This is a genomic window from Ensifer sp. CCNWLY38, assembly GCF_037120565.1.
GTDB lineage: Bacteria > Pseudomonadota > Alphaproteobacteria > Rhizobiales > Rhizobiaceae > Ensifer > Ensifer adhaerens_H.
This window is the reverse complement of the sequence record NZ_JBBBBO010000008.1, coordinates 41,880-67,161: the sequence shown is the minus strand read 5'-3', so window position 1 is coordinate 67,161 and position 25,282 is coordinate 41,880. Positions and strand designations below refer to the sequence as shown.

Sequence of the window (25,282 nt, the reverse complement as noted above, 5' to 3'; positions counted from 1 at the left end):
AAAATTCACCTTTTGTTCCGCATTCCGCGGCATTATGTGACGACAAAGGTGATTCTCCTGTCGTCGGCGGCACCGCCTCGCATGTGTGCCGGCGGCTCCCAGATTTCGAAAGTCCGATCCTGATGGCGAAAGCCCGTACCCAATTCATCTGCCAGAACTGCGGCACCGTCCACACCCGCTGGGCGGGCAAATGCGAAGGCTGCGGCGAGTGGAACACGATCATCGAGGACGACCCGACCGCCGGTATCGGCGGTGGTCCGACGCGCGCGCCGAAGAAGGGTCGCCCGGTGGCGCTCACCACGCTTTCCGGCGAGATCGAGGATGCGCCGCGTATCCAGACCGGGATTTCGGAACTCGACCGGGTGACCGGCGGTGGCTTCGTGAGGGGCTCCGCGCTGCTCGTCGGCGGCGATCCCGGCATCGGCAAATCGACCGTGCTGATGCAGGCGGCCGCAGCGCTGTCGCGCCGCAAGCACCGCGTCATCTATGTCTCGGGCGAGGAGGCCGTGGCGCAGGTGCGTCTGCGTGCGCAGCGCCTGGGTGCTGCCGACAGCGACGTGCTACTGGCCGCCGAAACCAATGTCGAGGACATTCTGGCGACGCTTTCGGAAGGCAAGCGTCCCGATCTGGTGATCATCGATTCGATCCAGACGCTCTGGAGCGACCTCGTCGATTCGGCGCCCGGCACGGTGACGCAGGTTCGGACCGGCGTGCAGGCGATGATCCGCTTCGCCAAACAGACAGGCACCGCCGTCGTGCTCGTCGGCCACGTCACCAAGGAGGGCCAGATCGCCGGCCCTCGCGTTGTCGAACACATGGTCGATGCGGTGCTTTACTTCGAAGGCGACCGCGGCCACCACTACCGCATCCTGCGCACCGTCAAGAACCGCTTCGGCCCGACCGACGAGATCGGCGTTTTCGAAATGTCGGACAAGGGTCTGCGCGAAGTGGCCAACCCGTCGGAACTGTTCCTCGGAGAACGCAACGAAAAATCGCCGGGCGCCGCGGTCTTTGCCGGCATGGAAGGCACCCGCCCCATTCTTGTCGAAGTGCAGGCGCTCGTCGCGCCGACCTCACTCGGTACGCCGCGGCGCGCTATCGTCGGCTGGGACTCGGCCCGCCTGTCGATGATCCTTGCGGTGCTCGAGGCCCATTGCGGCGTACGGCTCGGCCAGCACGACGTCTATCTCAATATCGCCGGCGGCTATCGCATTTCGGAGCCTGCTGCCGATCTAGCTGTGGCTTCCGCACTGGTTTCATCGCTTGCCGGGCTTGCCCTTCCTGCCGATTGCGTCTATTTCGGCGAAGTCAGCTTGTCCGGCGCCATCCGGCCGGTTGCGCATACCGCACAACGCCTTAAGGAAGCCGAGAAACTCGGGTTCTCGCAGGCGGTCTTGCCGTCCGCGTCCACCGAATTGCCAAAAAACGGCAATGGCCGATGGAGCGAAATGGAAAGCCTGCCGGATCTGGTGGCGCGCATCGCGGGATCGCGAAACGCGCTGAGACCGGTGGAGGACGAAGATTGAGGATGCGGGTGTCGCAGACCGTCCACTACTGCATAATTCCTTAGATCGGGATCGATTTAAGGACAAAATCATGCAGCAGGTCTGAGCGCTACAGCGACCTTTGCGCGCCCGAAAGGACGCGCGGCGCTGTAGGGGCCGCGAAGAGGCTGAAAATGCCCTGAACGTCAAGCAGGGCCGATGGCGGATAGGCTTGAGGAGACCCGGACGAACCGGGTCCGGAGTAAGGACAAAATGCCCATTACAATTCTCGACGGTATCGTTCTCGGCGTCGCTCTGTTTTCCGCAATCCTGGCCATGGTTCGAGGCTTCTCGCGCGAGGTGCTCTCGGTCGCGAGCTGGGTGGGTGCGGCCGCAGCTGCCTATTTCCTCTACCCGCAGCTTCTGCCCTATGCCAAACAGTACACCAATAGCGACACCGTCGCGCTGATCGGATCGGCGGCGGTGATCTTCCTGGTCGCGCTGATCATCATTTCCTTCATCACCATGCGGATTGCCGATTTCATCATCGACAGCCGCATCGGCGCGCTCGACCGCACCCTCGGCTTCCTGTTCGGTGCCGCCCGCGGCATCCTGCTGGTCGTCGTCGCCATGCTGTTCTTCAACTGGCTCGTCGCTCCGCAGCAGCAGCCGACCTGGGTAACCCAGGCGAAATCGAAGCCGCTGCTCGACAATCTCGGCAACAAGCTGATCGCGCTTTTGCCTGAAGAAGCCGATGCCACCATTCTCGACCGCCTGCGCGGCAAGGACACCACCGGCGAAGGTGAAGGCGAAGCGCCGGCGGCGACCCCCGGCCAGACACCGTCGACGACGCCGGAGCAAGCGCCCGCCGACGACGCACCGGCCACCAACGGTTGAGACAGGAACGATTTGCCGACAAAGCCCGCCCCGCGGGCTTTGTCCTTTTGGGGAATAACGCTTGCAGCCGTTTTCAGCTAAGATCGCTTGAAGATGGCGGGCCTGATCACGATATGCGCACCGGTACGGAGCAAAGGCGACAGTGATGACCGATCTGAGATCCATGGAAATCCACGATGAACTCGAAGGCGATGAATTGCACGAAGAGTGCGGCGTCTTCGGCATATTGGGGCACTCGGACGCGGCGGCGCTGACGGCGCTCGGCCTGCATGCGCTCCAGCATCGCGGCCAGGAAGCCGCCGGCATCGTCACCTTCGACGGCAAGCAGTTCTGCACCGAAAAGCGCATGGGCCTCGTCGGCGATCACTACACCGACCCGGCGACGCTGGCGAAGCTCCCGGGCTTCATGTCGATCGGCCACACCCGCTACTCGACAACGGGCGAAGTGGCGCTGCGCAACGTTCAGCCGCTCTTTGCCGAACTTGAAGTCGGCGGCATCGCGATCGCCCACAACGGCAACTTCACCAACGGCCTCACCGTTCGCCGTCAGTTGATCGCCGATGGCGCCATCTGTCAGTCGACCTCCGACACCGAAGTCGTGCTGCATCTGATCGCCCGTTCCAAGCAGGCCTCCTCGTCCGACCGCTTCATCGACGCCATCCGACAGATGGAAGGCGGCTACTCGATGCTGGCGATGACGCGCACCAAGCTGATCGCCGCGCGTGATCCGATCGGCATCCGACCGCTCGTCATGGGCGAACTCGACGGCAAGCCGATCTTCTGCTCCGAGACCTGCGCGCTCGACATCATCGGCGCAACTTACGTCCGCGATGTCGAGAACGGCGAGGTGATCATCTGCGAGATCCAGCCCGACGGTTCGATCTCGATCGATTCTCGCAAGCCGGAGGTATCGCAGCCGGAACGCCTCTGCCTGTTCGAATATGTCTATTTCGCCCGCCCGGATTCGGTCGTCGGCGGTCGCAGCATCTACGTGTCGCGCAAGAACATGGGCATCAACCTCGCCAAGGAGGCGCCCGTCGAGGCTGACGTGGTGGTTCCAGTGCCGGACGGCGGCACGCCGGCAGCGCTTGGCTATGCCCAGGAAAGCGGCATTCCCTTCGAATACGGCATCATCCGCAACCACTATGTCGGTCGCACGTTCATCGAGCCGACTCAGCAGATCCGTGCCTTCGGCGTCAAGCTCAAGCATTCGGCCAACCGTGCGATGATCGAAGGCAAGCGCATCATCCTCGTCGACGATTCGATCGTGCGCGGCACGACGTCGGTGAAGATCGTGCAGATGATGCGGGAGGCCGGTGCGCGCGAAGTGCATGTGCGGGTCGCGAGCCCGATGATCTTCCATCCGGACTTCTACGGCATCGACACGCCGGATCGCGACAAGCTGCTGGCCAACCAGCATGCAGACCTCGCTTCCATGTGCCGCTACATCGGCGCGGATTCGCTCGAGTTCCTGTCGATCGACGGCCTCTATGAGGCGGTCGGCGGCGAAAAGCGCGATCCGAAGGCACCGCAGTTCACCGACCACTATTTCACCGGGGACTATCCGACCCGCCTTCTCGACCAGGAAGGCGCCAGCAATGTCCGCAAACTCTCGGTTCTCGCCAGCAACGGATAATCAGACAATAAAATGACGATCGATCTCAAAGGCCGGGTGGCCGTGGTCACCGGCGCATCACGCGGTATCGGCTATTTCACCGCTCTCGAACTGGCGAAGGCCGGTGCCCATGTCGTCGCCTGTGCGCGCACCGTCGGCGGGCTTGAAGAACTCGACGACGCGATCAAGGCGGCGGGCGGTTCGGCGACGCTGGTGCCCTTCGACCTCGCCGACATGGCAGCGATCGACAAACTCGGCGGCGCCATCAACGAGCGCTGGGGCAAACTCGATATCATGGTCGCCAATGCCGGCGTGCTCGGCACGATCTCGCCGATTGGTCATGTCGAGGCCAAGGTGTTCGACAAGGTGATGACCATCAACGTCAACGCCACCTGGCGGCTGATCCGCTCGCTGGAGCCGCTGCTGATCAAGTCGGATGCCGGCCGTGCGCTGATCCTGTCTTCGAGCGCTGCCCACAAGTGCAGGCCCTTCTGGGGGCCCTATTCCGCGTCGAAGGCCGCCGTCGAGGCTCTGGCCCGCACCTGGGCCGGCGAAACGCAGCGCCTGCCGCTGCGTATCCTCTGTGTCGATCCCGGCGCCACCCGCACGGCAATGCGCGCGCAGGCGATGCCCGGCGAGGATCCGGAGACCGTGCCGCATCCCTCCGAAGTTGCCGCCAAGATTCTGCCGCTCGTCGGTCCGCAGCAGACCGAGACCGGCAAGCTCTACATCGTCCGCGAAGACAAGATCGTCGATTACCGGATGCCGGAGTAAGTTTCGAGGCGCTTCCCAAACAAAAAGGCCACCGTGTCACCACGGTGGCCTTTTTTGTACCTTGCTGAACCTCAGTCAGTCCTTGTCACCCGGCAGGCCGTCCCCACCCGTCGACGGATGCGCCGGCCAGTCGCCGCCGTACTTGCGCTGCCAGGAGCGCGCGCCGAAGGGCAGCGTGATCAGGTAGCCAAGGGCCGTCACTGCCATCGTCTCCCAGGTGTAGGTCATCAGCGTCGCGACATAGAAGACGACACCGAGAATGGCCGGCAGGACGAGATCGCGGCGCACACGGCTGTTTTCCGACTTGCCGGACCAGACCGGCAGACGGCTGACCAGCAGGAAGGCGATGAGCACGGTGTAGCCCGATGCAATCAGCGCAAAGGTGCGCTCAGGCGCCAAGCCCAAGAGGCCGAGATAGACCGGAAGCAGGACCAGCATGGCGCCCGCCGGTGCCGGCACGCCAACGAAATACTCCGACTGCCACGGCGCCTTGGACTGGCGCTCGGCCATGACGTTGAAGCGCGCAAGCCGCAGGCCACAGGCGATCGCGTAGATCAGAGCCGCGATCCAGCCGATCGAGCGGGCCTGATCCAGGATGAAGACGTAGAGCACGAGCGCCGGTGCTACGCCGAAATTGATGATATCGGCGAGCGAGTCCATCTGGCCGCCAAAATTCGACGTCGCCTTCAGCAGGCGTGCAACGCGGCCGTCGATGCCATCGAGGAAGGCCGCGAGCAAGACCATGGCAACGGCAAGCTCGATGCGGTTTTCGAAGGCGAGCCGAATGCCCGAGAGACCGGCACAGATCGCCAGCACCGTGATCAGGTTCGGGATCATCAGGCGCAGCGGTATCTCGCGCAGCCGAGGACCACGACCGGTGTCGTTTGAACCGCTCGCGTCGCCGGTAGCTTTCGGCGGTTCGGCTGGGTTTTCCTGTTCAGAGCCTTCCATGTACACTCCTTATGCGCGACGGCTGAGGACCGGGCCCTTGGCCGAGCCGAACTCGGCAAGCACGGTCTCGCCGGCAACGGCAGTCTGGCCGACGCTGACGCGCGGCTCGGCTCCTGCGGGCAGGAAGACGTCGAGGCGCGAGCCGAAGCGGATCAGGCCGAAGCGCTCGCCTGCGTCCAGCGAGCCGTTCTCATACTTCCAGCAGAGGATGCGGCGAGCAACGAGACCAGCGATCTGGACGACGCCGATGGCGCCGTGCTTGGTCTCGATCACCAGGCCGTTGCGCTCGTTCTCGTGGCTCGCCTTGTCGAGTTCGGCGTTGACGAACTGGCCGGCGCGATAGGCGACACGGGTGATGGTACCTGCCATCGGCGCGCGGTTCACGTGGCAGTTGAAGACATTCATGAATACCGAAATGCGCAGCATCGGCTCGGAGCCGAGGTTCAGTTCCTCGGGCGGCATCACGGTTGCGATCGACGAGACGCGACCATCGGCCGGGCTGATCACCAGATCGTCGTCGATCGGCGTCATGCGCTCAGGGTCGCGGAAGAAATAGGCGCACCAGGCGGTCAGCACGAAGCCGATCCACATCAACGGCTCCCACAGGAAGCCAAGCACCAGCGACACGACAAAGAAGATCGCGACAAAGCGATATCCTTCCTTGTGCACCGGTACGAGCGTGTTGCGGATCGTATTGACCAGGCTCATAAACTCTACTCCAGATTTTCCGTGGAACGTGAACTAGCGCGAAATGCCCTGGCGGGCAACGTCACCCGCCAGACAGCGACAAAACGCGTCGCGCTCAGCAAAGAAAGAAACACCATCAGATCGCCGGCTCGCCGCGCGTGACGATGCCGAGATCGTCGTTCTCGCGCACGCGCTTCAGCTGCTCCTCGGCCTGCGTTGCTTCGCGCTGGCGGCTCCACATCGACGCATAGAGGCCGTCGCGGTCGATCAGCTCGCCATGGGTGCCGCGCTCGGCGATGACACCATCCTTCAGCACGATGATCTCGTCGGCGTTGATCACGGTCGAAAGCCGGTGGGCGATCACGAGCGTGGTGCGGTTGCGCGAGACCACGTCGAGCGCCGACTGGATTTCCTGTTCCGTGCGCGTGTCGAGCGCCGATGTCGCCTCGTCGAGGATCAGGATCGGCGGCGCCTTGAGGATGGTGCGGGCGATCGCGACGCGCTGCTTCTCGCCGCCGGAGAGCTTCAGGCCACGCTCGCCGACCGTGGCCTGGAAGCCTTCCGGCAGCGTCCGGATGAAGCCGGCGATTTGTGCCGCCTCAGCGGCCGCTTCGACCTCGGCCTCGCTGGCAGAGACCCGGCCGTACCGGATGTTATAGGCAATGGTGTCGTTGAAGAGCACGGTATCCTGAGGCACCATGCCGATGACCGAGCGCAGGCTCTTTTGCGTGACCGTCCGCACGTCCTGCCCGTCGATGGTGATTGTCCCTTCCTGCACGTCGTAGAAGCGATAAAGCAGCCGGGAGAGCGTCGACTTGCCGGCGCCCGACGGACCGACGACCGCGACCGTCTTGCCGGCGGGCACTTCGAAACTGATGCCCTTGAGGATCGGTCGCGCCGGATCATAGGCGAAATGCACGTCCTTGAAGGCGATGGCCCCCTTGCCGATCGCGAGTTCGGTGGCATCGGGGCGGTCCACCACCTCGGCCCGGACATCAAGCAGGTCGAACATATGCTCGATATCGGTCAGGCCCTGGCGGATTTCGCGGTAGACGAAGCCGATGAAATTGAGCGGAATTGCAAGCTGGATCAGCATTGCGTTGATGAAGACGAAATCACCGAGCGTCTGCTCACCGCGCTGAACGGCGAGCGCCGACATGACCATCATGACAGCCGTGCCGGCGCCGAAGATCAGCGCCTGGCCGAAGTTGAGCCAGCCGAGCGACGTCCAGACCTGAGTCGCCGCTGCCTCGTAACGCTCCATCGACTTGTCGAAGCGGCGCGCCTCCATCTCCTCGTTGCCGAAATACTTGACCGTCTCGAAGTTCAGCAGCGAGTCGATCGCCTTGGTGTTGGCGTCGGTGTCGCTGTCGTTCATCGACCGGCGGATGGCGATACGCCAGTCGCTCGCCTTGACCGTGAACCAGATGTACAGCCAGACGGTGACGGCCGTCACGAACAGATAACTGAAACCGTAGCCCCACCAGAAGATCACCGCCGTCAGCAGAAACTCGATCAGGGTCGGCACGCTGTTGAGGATCGTAAAGCGGACGATCGTCTCGATGCCTTTGGTGCCGCGCTCGATGACGCGCGAAAGACCGCCGGTGCGCCGCTCCAGATGGAAGCGCAACGAGAGCTGGTGCATGTGGACGAAGGTCCTGTAGGCAAGTTGGCGAACCGCGTGCTGGCCAACGCTTGCAAACAGCGCGTCGCGAAGCTGGTTCAAGCCGGCCTGAAGCAAGCGCGCGAGATTGTAGGCGAGCACCAGCATCACCGCGCCGGTGAGGAACTGAGGCAGGAAGCCCAAGGCATCCGGCTTGCCGTTCAGCGCATCGGTTGCCCACTTGAAGGAATAGGGAACGAGGATCAGAACGACCTTGGCGATGATCAGAATGACCGTCGCCCAGATGACCCGGAGCTTGAGGTCGGCCCTGTCCGTCGGCCACATGTAGGGCCAGAGATTGGCGATCGTCTGCAACGGATTGCTCGTATCGGCCGAAACAGTTTTTTTCTCGGGTGCCACGTTCTGATCCGCTCTTACGTTTCGCGCTGCTTGACGGCTTAGGAAGCCCCACGAGCCTTGCCGCACCGTGCTTTCCATCACCGTTCAATGAAAAGCGGCGCCTCGTTGAAGGCGCCGCCCTTGATCGAGAGATAGGCATCCATCGCCGCCGCCGCAATGTTGTTGGCGGGCGATCGACCGTCTATTGCTCGTGTTTCATGTGCTTTCTGTGAATCTCGCGCGATTCATCATCCGGCAACGCCTTATCCGGCACGCCGAAAATCTGTCCCGGGCGAATGCGGTCCGGGTCTTCGATCTGGTCCTGGTTGGCCAGGTAGATCGTGGTGTAGCGCAAGCCGGCGCCGTAGACGCGACGCGAAATCTGCCACAGCGTGTCGCCGCGACGAATGATCACGGAGGACTTGCTCTCCTTGAGCGGCTCCTGCTGCACCGTCTGAGGCTCTTCCTGCTGGGGAGCAGCCGCGGCGGTTTCAGTGCTTGGCGCCGGCGTCGTCGTGGCGTCGCTCGCCACTGCGCTGCCTGCACCCATCGCCTTCGCCAGCTCACCCTGGGCCGGGGCATTGCCCTTCGGCTGGGCCCGCGCGTCCGACGCCGGCGTCGCGCTGCCGCGCTCGGCCAGAACCGGACCGACGCTCGCGTCGACCTTGGCAAGCGCCGAAGCAACGCTCGGCGCATCCTGCGGCGCGGCCTTCAAGGCTGCCAGCGCATCGGCTGCCGCCTTGGAGGCCCGTGCCGAGGCCGCTGCCAGCGCCTGATCGGAACTGTCGGCGAGCCGGAAGTCGGCCAGCGACTTCAGAGCGATTTCCGTTGCGGAACGCGCCGCGGCGAGCTGCTCGCCTGTCGGGACCTTGCCGTTGGCATAGAGTCCCTTCAGCAGAGCCAGCGCCTTTCCTGCCTCGGCGCGTACGCCATCAAGACCGGCTGTCGCCGAAGGCGTACCCGACGGCGCCACGGCGGCGACCTGCGAGCCTGCGGGGCGGTCGAAGGGAACCGAAGCGCGCATGGCGACCTTGGTGCCATCCTCGTTCAGCATATCGGCGCGGATGATGTGGCTGCCCACGCTCAACTCGATCTCGCCGTCGACGACGAAATTGCCCTTGTCGTCGGCCTTCATTTCTCCGAGCAGCTTGTCATCCGCATAGACGCGCACCAGCGCACGCGGCCTGGCGCTGCCCGCGACGAACATCTTGCTCCCCTCGATCTCGACGGCACTCACCTGCAAGCCGGGAACGCCGGCCGCCTTTGCCGGGGCCGAGGACGCGTCGCCGGTCGCCAGCGGCGTCTGCGTCGTCGATGCGACCTCAGCCGGCTTGTTGTCGGTCCCCTGCTCGCTTTCGGCCTTGGCAGCTTCCGGCGTCGCGATCAGTCGGCTTGCTTCACCTGGCTTCGAAACCATGGCGAGCAGTTGCCCGGAGGGGTCCTTGGGAACCGAAACGGTCGCAACTTCCTCGGAACTCTTCACCGAGCCGTCTTCACCGGTGCTGCGCAGCGTCAACTGATAGTCGCCGGCCGGCAGAGGCTTGTCGAAGACTGCGGCAAAGTCACCCGTCGCGCCGACGTCGGCGGTACCGACAACGGTGTCGCCGCTCAGGATCTCGAGCTTCGAACCGGGCTGCGCGTGCCCAGCGATCACGGTCGATCCGTCAGGCTCCACGCGCAGCACATCGAACCCGGGCACGTCCGGATTGTCGGCGGGTGCGTTCGTCGGCGCAGCATTGGCTGTCTGTTCGGCCTGAGCCGCCGTACCGGCGGCCTCACCGGCCTTGGTGTCCAGCGGCTTCGCGGCTCCTTCGGTCGCCTGCGGGCCACCGGTGGCAGCAGCAGTCTCGTTTGATTGGCTCGCGTTGCCTGCGGCCGGTTCGTCCGCCGGCTTCTTGCCGTCACCACGCAGGTTCGGTTGCACCACGAATACCATCAACGCTGTCGCTGCCACGAGGACAGTAATGGCCACCCAGCCGGCCTTATTTTTGATCATGCCACTCTCCACACGGAGCGGAGCAACGCTCCGCGCATGCCCTCTCATCGGCCTGCGGTGCGGGCTTGCACTAGTCATTATAGCGCAACAGCGAGCAACTCGTCCGATTTCTTCAATCAATCCCTGAAATTGCTAGCGATTCGCGATTCCGCATACAAGCAGTCGACGACGCCGCAACCCTCAGAAAGCCGGCTTTCCCCTCATTTTTCTTGACCCATGCTGCGCTGCAATGTTTTTTGGGGGGATGAGCACCGAGAACAGCACGATTCGATCCATCTGCGTCTATTGCGGTTCACAGCCGGGACGCGACAACGCCTACATGGAAGCCGGCCGCGCACTTGGCCGCTCGATTGCCGATCACGGCCTTCGCCTCGTCTATGGCGGCGGCACGCGCGGCATCATGGGAGCCGTCGCCAGCGGCGTCCTTTCCAACGGCGGCGAAGTCACCGGGATCATCCCGGAGTTCCTAATGGACAAGGAAGCCACCCGCCATTCGCTTGGCCAGCTGAACGAGCTGATCGTCACTGCCGACATGCACGAGCGCAAGCACACGATGTTCGAACGGGCCGACGCTTTCGTGGCGTTGCCAGGCGGCATCGGCACTCTGGAAGAGATCGTCGAGATCATGACCTGGGCGCAGCTTGGTCGTCACCGCAAGCCGATGGTCTTCGGCAACATCAACAATTTCTGGCGACCGATGCTGGACCTGCTGCAGCACATGCGCGAGGAGGGTTTCGTACACACGGCGCACCTTGTGCAGCCGCTCGTCGTCAATGATGCGGTCGACATCGTCCCGACCATTCTTGCTGCCGCCAGTGGTGGCAACGGGCGCGAGGGCGAGGCTGAGATCATTTCCCGGCTTTGATCTTTGATCCCGGACAACAAAAAGGCGCGCTCACCGGCGCGCCTTTTTCATTTTTGTCCCATTCGCTTGCGTTACTCGGCCGGGCTTGCCTGCAATGCTGCGCGGCGCGCACGGGTTTCAGCCAGCATGGCGCCGGAGTAGATCACCAGCGCCGCCCAGATCAGGCCGAAGGCAATGAGCTTCGCTGTGCCGAAGGGCTCGTGGAAGACGAAAACGGCGATCAGGAAGATCATCGTCGGAGCGATGTACTGCATGATGCCGATGGTCGACAGCCGCAGCAGCTTGGCGCCGTTGGCATAGATCATCAATGGAATGGCGGTGACGACACCGCACGACATCAGCCAGAGAACATCGGCCGTGCCAATGTCGCCGAAATGCCCCTGCCCGGTGGCCTCGAGCCAGATGATGTAGCCGATCGCCGGAACGCTGAGCAGCAGCACCTCCAGGAAGAAGCCCTGGTTCGGACCGACCGGCAGCGTCTTGCGGAAGAAAGCATAGAAGCCCCAGGACAGGCAAAGGCCGATCGACACCCACGGCAGGCCGCCGGCATCAAACGCGAGCACGGCGACGGCCGATGCCGCAAGCGCGATCGCAACCATCTGCGCCGGGTTCGGCTTTTCCTTCAACAGCACCGCGCCGAGGAAGATCGAAAACAGCGGGTTGATATAGTAGCCGAGCGCCGTCTCGATTGCCCGGCCGGCGCCGATCGCCCAGACATAGATGCCCCAGTTGATGGTGATCAGCACCGCGGTCAGCGCCGCCATGCGCAGCATGCGCGGCGAGCGCAGCGCGACCTTGATGTCATCGGTACGACCGAGCCAAAGCAGAACCAGACCCGCGAGCGGCACCGACCACACGATCCGGTGCGCCACCACTTCCGGCGCCGGAATGTGCGCGACGGCCTTCATGAAGAAGGGCAGAAAGCCCCAAAGCAGATAGGCGGTCAGCGCAAAGGCAAAGCCTCTCGCGGAATCGGTATTTTCGGCGGGTGCTTTTGGCTCAGCCATAACATCTTTTCCTGGTGTGTTTGCCGGAGGACCATAGTGGCGAAGCGACGCTCTCCAGTCGTAAGGGAAGGCACGGCTTACCAGCCGGCGCAAACTCCCACAGGTGCGTCCTACTCCAACGCCCAGGAATGCACCAATTCATTTCCGTGAAGAGATGGTGAGTTTTGCTCATCATCCCACCGCAGCGGAGCCTGCCCTACCTTGTCGCCGACGTCATTCGGCGGCAATCAGTCCGGCATGGTCGCGGTTCTTCAGCAGCTTGAAGATGATGCTGTCCATCAGCGCCTGGAAGGAGGCGTCGATGATGTTGTCGGAGACACCCACCGTCCACCAGCGCGCGCCGGTTCCGTCGGTCGACTCGATCAGCACGCGCGTGATCGCCTCGGTGCCGCCGTTGAGGATACGGACCTTATAGTCCGCCAGTTCGAGATCTTCGATTTCCGACTGGTACTTGCCGAGATCCTTGCGCAGCGCGAGGTCGAGCGCGTTGACCGGCCCGTGGCCTTCAGCGACCGACATCATCGTCTCGCCGTCGACCACCACCTTCACCACCGCTTCCGACACGGTCTTCAGATGGCCGTTGGCATCGAAGCGACGCTCGACCATGACGCGGAAGCTTTCGACGTGGAAGAAGTCCGGAACCGTGCCGAGGATGCGGCTCGCCAGCAGCGCGAAGCTCGCATCCGCCCCCTCATAGGCATAGCCGGTCGCTTCCCGCTCCTTGACGATGGCGATCAGCTTGTCGAGCTTCGGGTCGTCCTTGCTCACAGCGATGCCGCGGCGCTTCAGCGCATTGATGAAATTGGCCTTGCCGCCCTGATCGGAGACCATGACCTTGCGCAGGTTGCCGATGCTTTCCGGCGCGACGTGCTCATAGGTGCGCGGATCCTTGAGCAGCGCCGAGGCATGGATGCCGGCTTTGGTGGCAAAGGCCGATGCGCCGACATAGGGCGCCTGCTGGTCCGGCGAGCGGTTCAACAGCTCGTCGAAAGAATGGGCGAGCTTCGTCAGTTCCTGCAGGCGATCGGCATCGATCGCCGTTTCGAAGCGATTGGAATAGGTTTCTTTCAGCGCCAGCGTCGGGATCAGCGTGACGAGATTGGCGTTGCCGCAGCGCTCGCCGATGCCGTTCAGCGTCCCCTGGATCTGGCGCACGCCGGCTTCCACTGCGGCCAGCGAATTCGCCACCGCCTGGCCGGTGTCGTTATGCGCGTGAATGCCGAGATTGGCGCCGGGCACGCCGGACGCGATCACAGCGGTGACGATCTCGCGCACTTCCGGCGGCTGCGTGCCGCCATTGGTGTCGCAGAGCACGACCCAGCGGGCGCCGGCTTCAAAAGCAGTCTTCGCACAGGCGAGCGCGTAAGCCGGATTGGCCTTGTAGCCATCGAAGAAATGCTCGCAGTCGACCATCGCCTCACGACCGGAGGCGACCACCGCCTCGACCGAAGCGCGGATGTTGTCGAGATTTTCCTCGTTGGTGCAGCCGAGGGCGACCTCGACATGATAGTCCCAGCTCTTGGCGACCAGACAAATGGCGTCGCTCTTTGCGGCAAGCAGAGCCGCGAGGCCCGGATCATTGGACGCCGAAACGCCAGCGCGCTTGGTCATGCCGAAGGCGACGAAGGATGCCTTCTGCGTGCGCTTGCGCGTGAAGAACTCGGTGTCGGTCGGATTCGCGCCGGGATAGCCACCCTCGATGTAGTCCATGCCGAACGCGTCGAGCAGACCCGCAATCGCAATCTTGTCCTCGACCGAAAAGTCGATGCCGGGCGTCTGCTGCCCGTCCCGTAGCGTCGTGTCGAAGAGGTAGATGCGTTCCCTGGTCATGGCTAATCGTCCAAATGCTCGGTTCTTGCTGGTCTTACTCTGTCTTGCCTGCGTATGCGTCCGTGGTCCGGATCAAACGGTCGAGAATGCCCGGCTCGGAATAGGCGTGCCCGGCCCCCTCGACCAGATGGAGCTCGGACCCGGGCCAGGCCTTGTGCAACTGCCAGGCATATTTCGCGGGGCACGGCATGTCGTAGCGCCCGTGGATGATGACGCCGGGAATACCGTGAAGCCGGTGAGCATCCCGCAACAACTGGCCGTCGTCCATCCAGCCGGCATTGACGAAGAAGTGGTTCTCGATGCGCGCGAAGGCGTCGGCATACTCGTCGTCCGCGAAAGGTGCGCTCGTCGACAGTTCCGGCAGCAGCGTAATCGTCTCGCCTTCCCAGATGCTCCAGGCCTTTGCGGCGGCAAGACGGGCCGCCTTGTCGTCGCTCATCAGGCGGCGGTGGTAGGCGTGCATCATCTCGTGCCGTTCGGATGGCGGAATGGGCGCGATGAACCGCTCCCATTTGTCCGGGAACATTTCCGAGACGCCGAATTGATAGTACCAGTCGAGCTCGGCCTTCGTCAGCGTGTAGATACCGCGCAGCACGAGTTCCGAAATCCGCTCCGGGTGCTTCTCGGCATAGGCGAGCGCCAGCGTCGATCCCCAGGAACCGCCGAAGACCAGCCACTTGGCGACCCCTGCCTCGGCGCGCAGCCGTTCGATGTCGGCGACGAGATGCCATGTGGTGTTGGCCTCGATCTTCCCATGCGGCGTCGACTTGCCGCAGCCGCGCTGGTCGAACAAAGTCACATCATAGAGCGCCGGATCGAACAGACGACGATGGTTGGCAGAAATCGTGCCGCCCGGTCCGCCATGCAGGAAGACGGCAGGCTTGGCACCTGGCGTGCCGACCTTTTCCCAATAGATCACGTGACCGTCGCCGACATCGAGGTGGCCCGACGCGTAGGGTTCGATTTCCGGGTAGAGCGTACGCAATACAGTCGTCATTTTCAGTCTTTCGTCAGCGGCCAGTGCACGGTGTCGTAGTCCGGGTGCTGGCGGTTCGTTTCGAGTATGATCAGATGGCGGGTGGCAGACACCTCGCTGCCGTCATCCGTCTCTTTTTCGCGCAGTTTGGCGAGGCGCGAAAACCACAGCACGCGAGACTCGACGCCGGCCTGATAGACGGGCAACACGTCATCCGGATCGTCGAGCGAACCGAGCGTGATGTTGATGAAATCCGCATCCGGCATGTCATAGAACAGGGGCGTGCCGCAGTCGCTGCAGAAGCCGCGTCGGACCAGATGCGACGAGCGGAACCAGGACGGCTGGCCGCGGGTAATATCGAAACTGTCGCGCGCGACATTCGCCAGCGGCATGAAATAGTTGCCGGCCGCCTTCTGGCACATGCGGCAATGACAGATATGCGGATCCGCGAGCGTGCCTTCGGCACGGTAGCGGACGGCGCCACACTGGCATCCACCGGTATAGATGCGGGCGATGGTCACCGGAATGCCCCCGAAGGGTGCCATTGCTCGGTCTCGTGGTCCGGGTGCTGGAAGGAGATGATGCTCTCCTGCCGCGCGTAGAAGTCCTGATCCTCCAGCACCGGCTGCGCGAAGATAGTATCGACCCAGGGCAGCCGCGACGCGTGATTGACCTGGATTTTCGGCGCGAGATCGGTGCGATCGTCAAAGGTGCCGATCGCGATCTCAAGGCCGCCGGGGTGCCGGTAGGTCATCGGCGTGCCGCATTTCGGGCAGAAGCCGCGATCGATGTTGACCGAGGACTGGAAGTAGCTCGGTTCATCCCGCACCCATTCGACGCCATCCTTCGGCGCCGTCACCAGCGCCGAGAAGAACGAGCCGAACTGTTTCTGGCACATGCGGCAATGGCAGATCGACGCTCGTCCAAGTTCTCCCCGGATCCGGAAGCGGACCGCGCCGCACTGGCATCCGCCTGTTCGAACGTTTTCGCTCATCGTATTTCCTCCGGGGGCCAGGTTTCGGTGTCGTGGTCGGGATGCTGATAGGAAACGAGATTGGTCAGGAATTCGATCGCGTCCGGATCTTCCATCGTCTGAACGCCCGGCAGATCGGCCACGTGATCGACATAGGGCAGCTTGCCCTCGATGCCCCACTGGATGGTGGGCACGATGCCTTGCGGTTCGTCGAAGGCAGCGATGGCGAGCGCCATGCCATCCGGTGCCTCGTAGGTCAGCGGGGTGCCGCAATCGGCGCAGAAGCCGCGTCGCGCGACGTTTGATGACTGAAAGCGCTTCGGCTCGCCGCGCGTCCAGGTCACATACGCGCCGCGAACGGAAACCAAGGGCATATAGAAGTTGCCGCTCGCCTTCTGGCACATGCGGCAATGACAGACGGATGCGTCACCGAGCTTGCCCTCGACGCGGAAGCGGACCGCGCCGCACTGACAGCCTCCGGTATAATAGGGCCTGTTGTCGAGACTCATCGCAACCCCTCCTCAAGCCGGCGCGTGGCAGACGGCTTCGATGTTGTTGCCGTCGGGATCGAGTACGAAGGCCCCGTAGTAGTCGGGGTGATAGTGCGGCCGAAGCCCGGGCTTGCCGTTGTCACGCCCGCCGGCGGCCATTGCCGCTTCATAGAAGCCGTCGACTTCGGCGCGGCTTTTTGCCGAAAACGCATAGTGCCGTCCCGGACCGGTCGCCGCTTCGTGCAACCAGAAGACCGGCCGTTCGCGGCCATAGCCGCCAACCTTGACGCCGCCGGTATGTTCAACCGGCACCATCATCAGCAGCGAGGCGCCGAGCGGAGCGAGGGCCTTGTCGTAGAATGACCGCGCCCGGTCGAAATCCGAGACGGGAATGCCCGTATGGTCGATCATCGCACGAACTCCTCTTTCACGCATGCTCTCCGCGTTTCCGCCGTTCCTGGAGGCCCTGTCCGATCCCGCTCAAAGGGGTCGGACAAAGCTCGCCGCCGGGCTCGCGATCACCGTTTGATGTCCCAGGTCGTCACACGCTCGCCGGTTGCCGCATCCTTGCCATCCTTGAGCTGGATGCCCTGGGCGAGAAGATCGTCGCGGATCTTGTCGGCCTCGGCGAAATTCTTCGCCTTCAGCAGTTCCAGGCGGGCGCGGACGCGGCCGTCGATGTCGCGTACCACGCCCTCGTCGAGTTCGACCGCCTCAGGCACAACGCCGATCAGCGCAGCACTGGCGGCGAAGGTGCCGAGCAGCTTCGGATCGGCCGCCGCCTTCTGGGCGAGCGCATGGAGCGCCTGAACGGCGGCAACGGTGTTGAGGTCCTCCGCAAGTGCGGCAACCACCGCCGGATCGGCCTCGCCCTTTGCGTCACCCGGCACCGGCCACTTGGAAAGCAGGTGCTCGGCCTCCTCCAGCCGCTTGACCGAGAAATCGATCGGTTCGCGGTAATGCGTCATCAGCATGGCAAGCCTCAGCACGTCGCCCGGCCACTGGCGGCCGGCAAACTTCTCCGTGTGCAGCAGTTCGTAGATGGTGACGAAGTTGCCCTCGGACTTCGACATCTTGCGGCCTTCGACCTGCAGGAAGCCGTTGTGCATCCAGACATTCGCCATCACTTGCGTGCCGTGGGCGCAACGGGACTGGGCGATCTCGTTTTCATGGTGCGGGAAGATGAGGTCGAGCCCGCCGCCATGAATGTCGAAGACCTCGCCGAGATAACGGCTGCTCATCGCCGAGCACTCGATATGCCAGCCCGGACGGCCCCTGCCCCACGGACTGTCCCAGCCCGGCTCGTTGTCGGCCGAAAGCTTCCACAGCACGAAATCGCCGGGATTTTTCTTGTGCACTTCCACGGCAATGCGGGCGCCGGCCTGCTGTTCGTCGAGGTTGCGCTTTGAAAGCTGACCGTAGTCGGCCATCGACTTGGTATCGAACAGCACCTCGCCGCCCGCCTGATAGGCATGCACCTTGGCAAGCAGCTTTTCGATGATTTCGATCATCTGCGCGATGTTGTCGGTCGCCCGCGGCTGCACGTCGGGATCGAGGCAGCCGAGCGATTTGGCGTCCGCCAGAAACTGCGTTTCGGTCTTCTCTGTCACCCGCCGGATCGCTTCATTGAGCGGCAGGGTCGGATAGTCGCGCAGCGCCCGCGCGTTGATCTTGTCGTCGACGTCGGTGATGTTGCGCGCATAGGTCACGTGCTCCGCGCCATAGACGTGGCGCAGCAGCCGGAAAAGCACATCGAAGACGATCACCGGCCGGGCATTGCCGATATGGGCATAATCATAGACCGTCGGGCCGCAGACATACATGCGGACGTTGTCGGGATCGATCGGCCGGAACTCGACCTTCTCCCGCGTCAGCGTGTTGTACAGCTTCAATGTCGGCGCTCCGCCCATTCCCAATCTCCATATGCATACGACCGTCGAAACACGGCGCCCGGGCGGCCCGCGCGTTTGTCATCTTGGATTTTAGGAGACGAAAACGGCCAGGCCAGCGGGACGCTAGCGAATAATCTTCCGGCAGATAATGCAGATAACCGTTTTCATAGGCTCACTTATCGCGCGTCGCCTGTGCTCGGTCAAGAGGTCAGCCGCATGCACGCACAGTAAGCTATCGAAAGGGAAACGGCGGCCATGGATTTGTCATGATTAGGCTTATCTGAGAGCGCCACGCGGAAAACAGATTCGCGGTGTAGTTGGTTCTGCACCACGGTTCCTGTCTCCGGAGAACAGGGAGGAGCGTCGTTTTCGCGCTGAATGACGAGAACGGCATGTATCCGGTTCAGGTAAGCATCAAGGAGTGAGTGCAAGTGAAAGCCGCAAAGACCAAAGACGTCGCCAAATCCGCAAATCTCGTCGAACAGTACCGCCCGCTCGGCCTGAAGGCCGTACTCGCCGCTGCGCTGCAGGCAAAGGTGAAGCCTGCGACCAAGCTCACCAAGCGGCCCGCCTGACCCTCAGAACAGGGACATCTGTGCGTTATCGAGTTCGGCCGGTTTGCTCTTGGGTCGAGCGTCCGGCGCGACATTGGGCGTCACCGCCTCCTGAATGTCAGGGCCGGCATTGGCAACCTTGTTGACTTTGTCGGAAACGGGGATCGCCTCGAAGTAATCTTCCGCCACCGGGCCGAAGAGATCGACAACCTCGCGCGGCTCCTGTGTCTTGCAGTCCAGCCAGCGGGCGAAATCCTCGGGCTGAATGACGACGGGCATACGGTCGTGGATCTGCCGGATCGAGGCATTGGCCGCCGTCGTCAGGATGGCGGCGGTGTCGACTTCCGAGCCATCGGCCGACGACCAGGTCTCCATCAGGCCGGCGAAGGCAACGATCCCGCCCTTGCGCGGGCGCACCCAATAGGCTTGCGACGGCTCGCGGCTGCCTTTCGGCGGCCGGCGCCACTCGTAGAAGCCAGATGCCGGCACAAGCACGCGCCGGTGTCGCATGGCCGCCCGGAACGAGGCCTTTTCGATGGCCGATTCGGCGCGGGCATTGATCAGCAGCGGAAAGTCACGCGGGTCCTTGACCCAGCCGGGCATGAACCCCCAGCGCACGAGCACCGCCTTGCGCTCCGGAAGATTGCTGCCGGGCTGCGCCCGCTCGCCGGCAACGACGACCATGATCGGCTGCGTCGGTGCGATGTTGAAGCGCGCCGGAAAGTCCTCGCTTTCCAGCAGCGCAAATAGCTCCATCAATTCTTCCGGCGTCGCCGTCAGCGCAAAACGTCCGCACATGACATCGATGTGGCACTTCACGTAGGATGGGTCAACGTTACTGAGGCAATTTGATTCCCCGATGTCGACCAAGCCTGAACTCGCCTCCTCCGTCATTCTCGAACGCGACGGCCGCTACCTGCTCGTAAGGCGGGCCAACCCGCCGTCGGCCGACATGTACGCCTTTCCCGGTGGACGAGCGGAGCCCGGAGAGACGCCGGCTGAAACTGCGCTTCGCGAGTTGTTGGAAGAGACCGGCATAGAGGCCAGCAATCCCGTGCTGTTCGAAACCTACGACCTGCCCGGCAAGGAATCGGAAGGACGGCATTTCCTGCTTTCTGTCTTCAGAGCCGAGGCGGGTGGCGACGCGGTAGCCGTTGCCAGCGACGACGCCGCCGGTCTTGGTTGGTTCACGCCGGCCGAAATCTTTGCCCTGCCGATCCCGGACAGCGTGCGCGAATGCGTGGAAAGGCTTGCGGAGATCGACACGGAATCCGACCGCGGCCTTGAAACCGCCGTCAATTCCGGCTTGGTGAAGCCATGATCACTGCCCCGATCCTTGCGCGGCTCGCCCTGGCCGGCCTCGCGCTGACAGCCGCCACCGGTGCGGCGGCGCAAAAAACGCCGGCAAAGGAGACGGCAACCACCGAGGCTGCAGCCCCTGCTCCTGCCGTCGTGGAAGAGAAACCCACACCCTACGACCAGAGGTTGATCCGGCTTTCCGAAATCATCGGTTCCGTTCACTATCTCAGGAACCTTTGCGTCAAGGAGCCGGAGGATGTCTGGCGTCGTTCGATGCAGGAACTGATCGACAAGGAAACGGCCGACGAGATCAAACGACGCGAAAGAATGACCGCCGCCTTCAACCGTGGGTATCGCACCTTTGCCTCTGTTTATACGACCTGCACGGGACCGGCGATCGTCGCCGAGCAGCGATACCGTGCCGAAGGCGCAACACTTGCGTCAGAAATCGTCGCCCGCTTTGGAAATTAGCAATAAATTAACCTCTTTTCTCACGACCCCGTGTCGTTTCGGGAAAAGGCTGCTAAGTTTGTTAAGAGAGTGGTAAGAAGTGGCGAGTCCGTCACAGCCGTTCAGTTGGAGTTCAGCCGGACGGCCAAAGAATGAACCGCTTGCACAATGGAAGTCGCATGGAACGAATGATGGAACCAAGCCTGACCGACATCGATGACATGATCGTCCACGAGAAAATGCAGGCTGCGCTGGAACACCAGAGCGAGGCCTGGGCGGACGGCATGGCTGATGGTATCGAGCCGGAAATCATCGCCGATGCGGCCATCGCGCTCGCCATGCGGGAAACCGTTCGGCTTCATGGCGAAGACGGCGCGGAAGCGATGCTCAATTCGCTTCGCGAACGCGTCCTCGCCGGCGAATTCTCGCCCCAGCGCACGCTTCAGTAATATCAGGACTGCCCGATGTATCGGAATCTTGCAAACCGGACCATTCCGGTTCGCCTCGCCACGCTGCTTTTGGCCGGTGTCGCCTTGACCGCCCCGGCAACGTTCTCCCCCGCCTTTGCTCTCAGCGAATTGCAGGGCGAGCAGCAGCCCGCTCCTGCCCAACAGCCCGCTGCCGGTGACCAGAAGGCGGCACCGCCTGTGGCCGAACCCGTCGCGGAAGAGCCGGACGAGGAAGAAAAGCTTCCGCTCGAAATTCCGATGCCCGATCCGCTGATCAACAAGTCAGCGACGGCTACCAAGGAAGACGTCCCCGCGGCCGAAGAGCCGGAGACGGCCGGGCCCGTCGAGGTTCTGACCGACGTTTCCAAGATACCGGCGCCGGTTGCCCGGATGCGTGAGCTCATTGTCGAAGCGGCTGCTTCCGGTGATATCGAGCGTCTGCGTCCGCTGCTCGGCAAGGGTCCGACCCAAACCCAGGTCACCGGCGTCACCGGCGACGAAGATCCGGTCGCGATTCTCAAGGGACTTTCGGGCGATCAAGAGGGTGTCGAAATCCTGGCGATCCTGCTCGACGTGCTGTCGACCGGTTTCGTGCTGGTGGACAAGGGCACGCCGCAGGAGGCCTATGTCTGGCCCTACTTCGCGGAAAAGAAGCTCTCGACGCTGACGGCACCGGAGAAGGTCGACCTGTTCCGCCTGGTCACGGCCGGCGATTTCGCCGACATGGAAGAATTCGGCAGCTACAACTTCTACCGCGTCGGCATCATGCCGGACGGAAAGTGGAAATTCTTCATCGCCGGCGACTGACCGCCGGCGACCGAGCTTGCCGATCCTCTCCGAACATCCTACCTCTTCGCCAAGAGATCACGATGGTACCAGGTCGAGTCGACCCGGATCGCCGACGTGATCGGTGTTTGTTGTACGCATTTCCGGACGCAAAACCGCTACGTACTTTTGCTGGAAATGCTCTAGGTTAGAGCGGGTTCCCACCCGCCGAGCAGGATTCGAACGATGCCCAAAGTTCGCCTCGACGACCGCGCGATTGTCGCCGTCTCCGGCAAGGACGCGGAAGATCTCCTCCAGGGATTGATCACCACCGACCTCGATGCGCTGGCGCCCGACGAATCGCGTCCCGGCGCCTTGCTGGCGCCGCAGGGCAAGATCCTGTTCGACTTCATGATCTCCCGTGACGGCGACGGCCTTAGGCTGGAGACCGCGCGCGACCAGGCGGAAGCGCTCCTGAAGCGGCTGACGATGTACAAGCTTCGCTCGGCGGTCGACCTTTCGATCGATGCGTCCGCCGTCACCGTGATATTTGACGAAGCCGCGCCTGAGGGGGCCTACCGGGATCACCGCTTCGAGATAGCCGGCGTCGCACTCTTCCGCGCCTATGGCGATGCCGCCGACGACACGGCCGGCCTCGAAGAACTCGAGCGGCTTCGCATCGCAGCGGGCGTCGCGAGTGCCAGCACCGATTATGCGGCGCAGGATGCTTTTCCGCATGATGTTCTCCTCGACAAGAACGGCGGCCTTTCCTTCAAGAAGGGATGCTACGTCGGCCAGGAAGTGGTGTCTCGGATGCAGCACCGCGGCATGCCGCGCCGCCGGGTCGTGATCGTCTCTGCGCAGGCCGCGCTTCCCCCTACGGGAACGACGATTACTGCGAACGACAAGTCCATCGGCACGCTGGGTACGGTTCAAGGCAAGTCGGCGCTCGCGATCGTGCGCATCGACAAGGCCGGCGAAGCCATGGCGAACGATGTTCAGTTGCTTGCCGGTGACGTACCGGTGACCATGGTTCTGCCCGAATGGACCGGGCTCACCTTCCCGACGAGCGCCGACGAGGCAAGCGCGTGACGTCGACCCGCGCCTGGCAACGCATGCTCTCCGGCCGCCGGCTGGACCTGCTCGACCCGTCGCCGCTCGACGTCGAAATCGGCGACATCGCCCATGGGCTCGCGCGCGTTGCCCGCTGGAACGGCCAAACCGCCGGCGACCACGCCTTCTCGGTGGCGCAGCACAGCCTGATGGTCGAGGATATCTTTCGCCGCAGCAATAAATGCAGCACCGACGACTGCCTGCTGGCCCTGCTGCATGACGCGCCGGAATATGTGATCGGCGACATGATCTCGCCGTTCAAGGCGGTGGTCGGCGGCGGCTACAAGTCGGTGGAAAAGCGGCTGGAAAGCGCCATTCACCTTCGCTTCGGGCTGCCGGCGCATTGTTCCAAGGAATTGAAGGATCGGATCAAGAAGGCCGACCACGTCGCCGCCTATTTCGAAGCGACCGTGCTTGCCGGCTTCTCGGTCGAAGAGGCGCGCAAGTTCTTCGGCCAGCCACGCGGCATTACCCGCGAAACGCTGCTGATCGATCCCTTGCCGGCCGTCGAGGCGCAGCGGCTGTTCACGGAACGGTTCCAGGTTCTGGAAGCAGAGCGCCTGCCGGCGCGCGCGGAAATCTGACATGCCTGAAATCGTCGTATCGCCGCTCGCCCGCATCGCCGAAATGGCCGTCCGCCATGGCTGCACCGAGATGATCAGTCTCGTCGCCAAGGGCCAGGACTTTCATCGCCCCGGGGTTATCGCCAAAGCGCGGCACCTGACGCTCGGCATGAACGACATCACCTTTGCCGGCACCGGCGACCTCATCGCGCCGCAGGAAGAGCATGTCCGGCAGATCGTCGCCTTTGCGCGCGAATGGGATCGCGCGCGGCCGTTGCTCGTCCATTGCTGGATGGGCGTTTCGCGTTCGCCGGCAGCGGCGCTTATCGCGGCCCTTGCCGCCGAGCCGGACCAGGACGACGCAGAATTGGTTCAGCGCCTGCGGCGCGCCTCGCCCTTCGCGACTCCGAACACCCGGCTGGTCGAAATCGGCGATGCCGTGCTTGCACGCGAGGGACGGCTCGTTGCCGCCGTGTGCGCGATCGGCCGCGGAGCGGACGCTGACGGCAACGCACCCTTTGTCCTGCCGCTCCTTGCCGAGGGGGCAGCCGTTGCCGACTGAAACGCAGCCGACGACGGTCGAAATTGGCCTCAATGCGGCGATCGTCGCCATCGTCCAGCGCAGCCCACGGATCCTTGCCGTCAGCGAAACCGACGGCGACGCGCGCGACAGCCTGCCCTTCGGTCCCTTTGATCCGGCGCTGCATCGGACCTTTGAGACGAGCCTGCGCGATCGTGTCGAAAAGCGCACGGCGCTGAAACTCGGCTATATCGAGCAGCTCTACACCTTCGGTGATCGCGGCCGGCAGCGGCTTCCTGGCGAAGAAGGCAAGCACATGGTTTCGGTCGGCTATCTGGCACTGACCAGGACCGACGCCGAAAACACCGAGCGGCTCGCCGAAGCCGGCGCGCACTGGCGCGACTGGTACGGCTATCTGCCCTGGGAAGATTGGCGGCAGGGCCGCCCGGCGGTCCTCGATCAAGCAATCCTGCCGGCCCTTGCCCGCTGGGAGACTGGCGCGACCGGTGAAGAACAGGCCGCCCGGATCGCCCGCCGCCGGGCGCGCATTCGCCTAGCATTTGGTCTCGACGATTTTCCCTGGGACGAGGAGCGTGTGCTGGAGCGTTACGAGCTGCTCTACGAGGCCGGGCTCGTGCCCGAAGCTGTGCTCGACGGCCACGGCAACGGCCACGACGTGCTGACCGTCGGACAGGCGATGCGCCATGACCACCGCCGCATCGTCGCGACAGCGATCGCGAGACTGCGCGGCAAGCTCAAATATCGCCCTGTCGTCTTCGAACTGATGCCGCCGGAGTTCACGTTGACCGATCTGCAGGCGACCGTCGAAGCGATCTCCGGCCGCCACCTGCACAAGCAGAATTTCCGCCGCCTCGTCGAAGGTGCGGAGCTGGTGGAACCGACAGGCATGACACTGTCTTCGACCGGTGGGCGCCCGGCCGCCCTCTTCCGCTTCCGCCGCCAGATCCTCGACGAGCGCCCTGCCCCGGGCCTCAAGGTTGGCGGGCGATGATTGCGGATGCCGGCCGCGGAAAATCGGCGCTACGTCTAACAGATCGCGAAAATCGCACTACATTCTAGGCCATGGCGCGGGTACAGGACGCGTCCATCGCGGTGCGAATGGGTCCAG

The 25,282-nt window shown here is 63.3% G+C and carries 27 protein-coding genes; 14 read left to right on the top strand and 13 right to left on the bottom strand.

Annotation, left to right across the window (positions count from 1 at the left end; translation table 11 throughout):
* Positions 1-122 precede the first annotated feature (122 nt).
* From radA to V7S54_RS18060, 4 genes are all read left to right on the top strand, one after another.
* Positions 123-1,526, top strand: a complete 1,404-nt coding sequence (radA, locus tag V7S54_RS18075; RefSeq protein WP_065374477.1) for a DNA repair protein RadA — start codon at positions 123-125, stop codon at positions 1,524-1,526.
* A 231-nt stretch (positions 1,527-1,757) separates the two neighbouring features.
* Positions 1,758-2,381 carry a CvpA family protein gene (locus V7S54_RS18070; protein ID WP_057252728.1) on the top strand — a complete coding sequence of 208 codons (624 nt, stop codon included), beginning with the start codon at positions 1,758-1,760 and terminating at the stop codon, positions 2,379-2,381.
* A 145-nt stretch (positions 2,382-2,526) separates the two neighbouring features.
* A complete protein-coding gene (gene purF, locus V7S54_RS18065) occupies positions 2,527-4,017 on the top strand; it encodes an amidophosphoribosyltransferase (RefSeq protein WP_065374476.1) in 1,491 nt (496 codons plus the stop codon).
* A 12-nt stretch (positions 4,018-4,029) separates the two neighbouring features.
* The gene (locus tag V7S54_RS18060) at positions 4,030-4,770 is read left to right on the top strand and encodes an SDR family NAD(P)-dependent oxidoreductase (protein WP_065374475.1); all 741 of its coding nucleotides are present in this window, start codon (positions 4,030-4,032) and stop codon (positions 4,768-4,770) included.
* A 75-nt stretch (positions 4,771-4,845) separates the two neighbouring features.
* On the opposite strand, the gene pssA is transcribed toward V7S54_RS18060, so the two are convergent.
* The 4 genes from pssA to V7S54_RS18040 form a co-directional block, all read right to left on the bottom strand.
* A complete protein-coding gene (gene pssA / locus V7S54_RS18055; RefSeq protein WP_057252733.1) occupies positions 4,846-5,721 on the bottom strand; it encodes a CDP-diacylglycerol--serine O-phosphatidyltransferase in 876 nt (291 codons plus the stop codon).
* A gap of 9 nt (positions 5,722-5,730) precedes the next feature.
* Positions 5,731-6,429, bottom strand: coding sequence for a phosphatidylserine decarboxylase (locus tag V7S54_RS18050; protein WP_065374474.1), 699 nt, complete (start codon positions 6,427-6,429; stop codon positions 5,731-5,733).
* A gap of 115 nt (positions 6,430-6,544) precedes the next feature.
* The gene (locus V7S54_RS18045) at positions 6,545-8,431 is read right to left on the bottom strand and encodes an ABCB family ABC transporter ATP-binding protein/permease (RefSeq protein WP_336408661.1); all 1,887 of its coding nucleotides are present in this window, start codon (positions 8,429-8,431) and stop codon (positions 6,545-6,547) included.
* A 181-nt stretch (positions 8,432-8,612) separates the two neighbouring features.
* On the bottom strand, positions 8,613-10,406 hold the full coding sequence (locus V7S54_RS18040) for a LysM peptidoglycan-binding domain-containing protein (RefSeq protein ID WP_336408660.1): 1,794 nt from the start codon (positions 10,404-10,406) through the stop codon (positions 8,613-8,615).
* 244 nt (positions 10,407-10,650) lie between these two features.
* Here V7S54_RS18040 and V7S54_RS18035 point away from each other — a divergent pair, with 244 nt between their 5' ends.
* Positions 10,651-11,271: a TIGR00730 family Rossman fold protein gene (locus tag V7S54_RS18035; protein ID WP_058320243.1), complete on the top strand. Its 621-nt coding sequence runs from the start codon at positions 10,651-10,653 to the stop codon at positions 11,269-11,271.
* A 71-nt stretch (positions 11,272-11,342) separates the two neighbouring features.
* Here V7S54_RS18035 and rarD read toward each other — a convergent pair whose 3' ends face one another.
* The 8 genes from rarD to cysS form a co-directional block, all read right to left on the bottom strand.
* The gene (gene rarD, locus V7S54_RS18030) at positions 11,343-12,278 is read right to left on the bottom strand and encodes an EamA family transporter RarD (RefSeq protein WP_065376978.1); all 936 of its coding nucleotides are present in this window, start codon (positions 12,276-12,278) and stop codon (positions 11,343-11,345) included.
* Positions 12,279-12,491: 213 nt separating this feature from the next.
* Positions 12,492-14,108: a citramalate synthase gene (cimA, locus tag V7S54_RS18025; RefSeq protein WP_065376979.1), complete on the bottom strand. Its 1,617-nt coding sequence runs from the start codon at positions 14,106-14,108 to the stop codon at positions 12,492-12,494.
* Positions 14,109-14,142: 34 nt separating this feature from the next.
* Positions 14,143-15,105 (bottom strand): prolyl aminopeptidase, encoded by a 963-nt coding sequence (gene pip, locus V7S54_RS18020; RefSeq protein WP_065376980.1) that lies wholly within the window; start codon positions 15,103-15,105, stop codon positions 14,143-14,145.
* Between the two features lie 2 nt (positions 15,106-15,107).
* Positions 15,108-15,629, bottom strand: a complete 522-nt coding sequence (locus V7S54_RS18015) for a GFA family protein (protein ID WP_065376981.1) — start codon at positions 15,627-15,629, stop codon at positions 15,108-15,110.
* A complete protein-coding gene (locus V7S54_RS18010; protein ID WP_065376982.1) occupies positions 15,602-16,078 on the bottom strand; it encodes a GFA family protein in 477 nt (158 codons plus the stop codon). The genes V7S54_RS18015 and V7S54_RS18010 overlap by 28 nt, the downstream gene beginning before the upstream one ends.
* A complete protein-coding gene (locus V7S54_RS18005) occupies positions 16,075-16,566 on the bottom strand; it encodes a GFA family protein (RefSeq protein WP_065376983.1) in 492 nt (163 codons plus the stop codon). Before V7S54_RS18005 ends, V7S54_RS18010 begins: the two co-directional genes overlap by 4 nt.
* A 12-nt stretch (positions 16,567-16,578) precedes the next feature.
* Positions 16,579-16,959, bottom strand: coding sequence for a VOC family protein (locus V7S54_RS18000; RefSeq protein WP_065376984.1), 381 nt, complete (start codon positions 16,957-16,959; stop codon positions 16,579-16,581).
* A gap of 107 nt (positions 16,960-17,066) precedes the next feature.
* Positions 17,067-18,458, bottom strand: a complete 1,392-nt coding sequence (gene cysS, locus V7S54_RS17995; RefSeq protein WP_065376985.1) for a cysteine--tRNA ligase — start codon at positions 18,456-18,458, stop codon at positions 17,067-17,069.
* 413 nt (positions 18,459-18,871) lie between these two features.
* On the opposite strand from cysS, the gene V7S54_RS17990 reads away from it, so the two are divergent.
* The gene (locus V7S54_RS17990) at positions 18,872-19,015 is read left to right on the top strand and encodes a hypothetical protein (RefSeq protein WP_176707620.1); all 144 of its coding nucleotides are present in this window, start codon (positions 18,872-18,874) and stop codon (positions 19,013-19,015) included.
* Between the two features lie 3 nt (positions 19,016-19,018).
* On the opposite strand, the gene V7S54_RS17985 is transcribed toward V7S54_RS17990, so the two are convergent.
* Positions 19,019-19,792 carry an SOS response-associated peptidase gene (locus tag V7S54_RS17985; protein ID WP_336408659.1) on the bottom strand — a complete coding sequence of 258 codons (774 nt, stop codon included), beginning with the start codon at positions 19,790-19,792 and terminating at the stop codon, positions 19,019-19,021.
* Positions 19,793-19,853: 61 nt separating this feature from the next.
* Here V7S54_RS17985 and V7S54_RS17980 point away from each other — a divergent pair, with 61 nt between their 5' ends.
* The 8 genes from V7S54_RS17980 (at position 19,854) to V7S54_RS17945 (ending at position 25,165) form a co-directional block, all read left to right on the top strand.
* A complete protein-coding gene (locus V7S54_RS17980) occupies positions 19,854-20,315 on the top strand; it encodes an NUDIX hydrolase (protein ID WP_065376987.1) in 462 nt (153 codons plus the stop codon).
* Positions 20,312-20,764 carry a TIGR02301 family protein gene (locus V7S54_RS17975; protein WP_065376988.1) on the top strand — a complete coding sequence of 151 codons (453 nt, stop codon included), beginning with the start codon at positions 20,312-20,314 and terminating at the stop codon, positions 20,762-20,764. Before V7S54_RS17980 ends, V7S54_RS17975 begins: the two co-directional genes overlap by 4 nt.
* 158 nt (positions 20,765-20,922) lie before the next feature.
* The gene (locus V7S54_RS17970; protein WP_093232155.1) at positions 20,923-21,192 is read left to right on the top strand and encodes a hypothetical protein; all 270 of its coding nucleotides are present in this window, start codon (positions 20,923-20,925) and stop codon (positions 21,190-21,192) included.
* Between the two features lie 15 nt (positions 21,193-21,207).
* The gene (locus V7S54_RS17965) at positions 21,208-21,999 is read left to right on the top strand and encodes a hypothetical protein (RefSeq protein ID WP_065376989.1); all 792 of its coding nucleotides are present in this window, start codon (positions 21,208-21,210) and stop codon (positions 21,997-21,999) included.
* Between the two features lie 204 nt (positions 22,000-22,203).
* Positions 22,204-23,049 carry a CAF17-like 4Fe-4S cluster assembly/insertion protein YgfZ gene (ygfZ, locus tag V7S54_RS17960; protein WP_065376990.1) on the top strand — a complete coding sequence of 282 codons (846 nt, stop codon included), beginning with the start codon at positions 22,204-22,206 and terminating at the stop codon, positions 23,047-23,049.
* A complete protein-coding gene (locus tag V7S54_RS17955; protein WP_065376991.1) occupies positions 23,046-23,654 on the top strand; it encodes a YfbR-like 5'-deoxynucleotidase in 609 nt (202 codons plus the stop codon). The genes ygfZ and V7S54_RS17955 overlap by 4 nt, the downstream gene beginning before the upstream one ends.
* A 1-nt stretch (position 23,655) precedes the next feature.
* Positions 23,656-24,195 carry a tyrosine phosphatase family protein gene (locus tag V7S54_RS17950; RefSeq protein WP_065376992.1) on the top strand — a complete coding sequence of 180 codons (540 nt, stop codon included), beginning with the start codon at positions 23,656-23,658 and terminating at the stop codon, positions 24,193-24,195.
* Positions 24,185-25,165, top strand: a complete 981-nt coding sequence (locus V7S54_RS17945) for an NUDIX hydrolase (protein ID WP_336408658.1) — start codon at positions 24,185-24,187, stop codon at positions 25,163-25,165. Before V7S54_RS17950 ends, V7S54_RS17945 begins: the two co-directional genes overlap by 11 nt.
* The last annotated feature ends 117 nt before the right edge of the window (positions 25,166-25,282 follow it).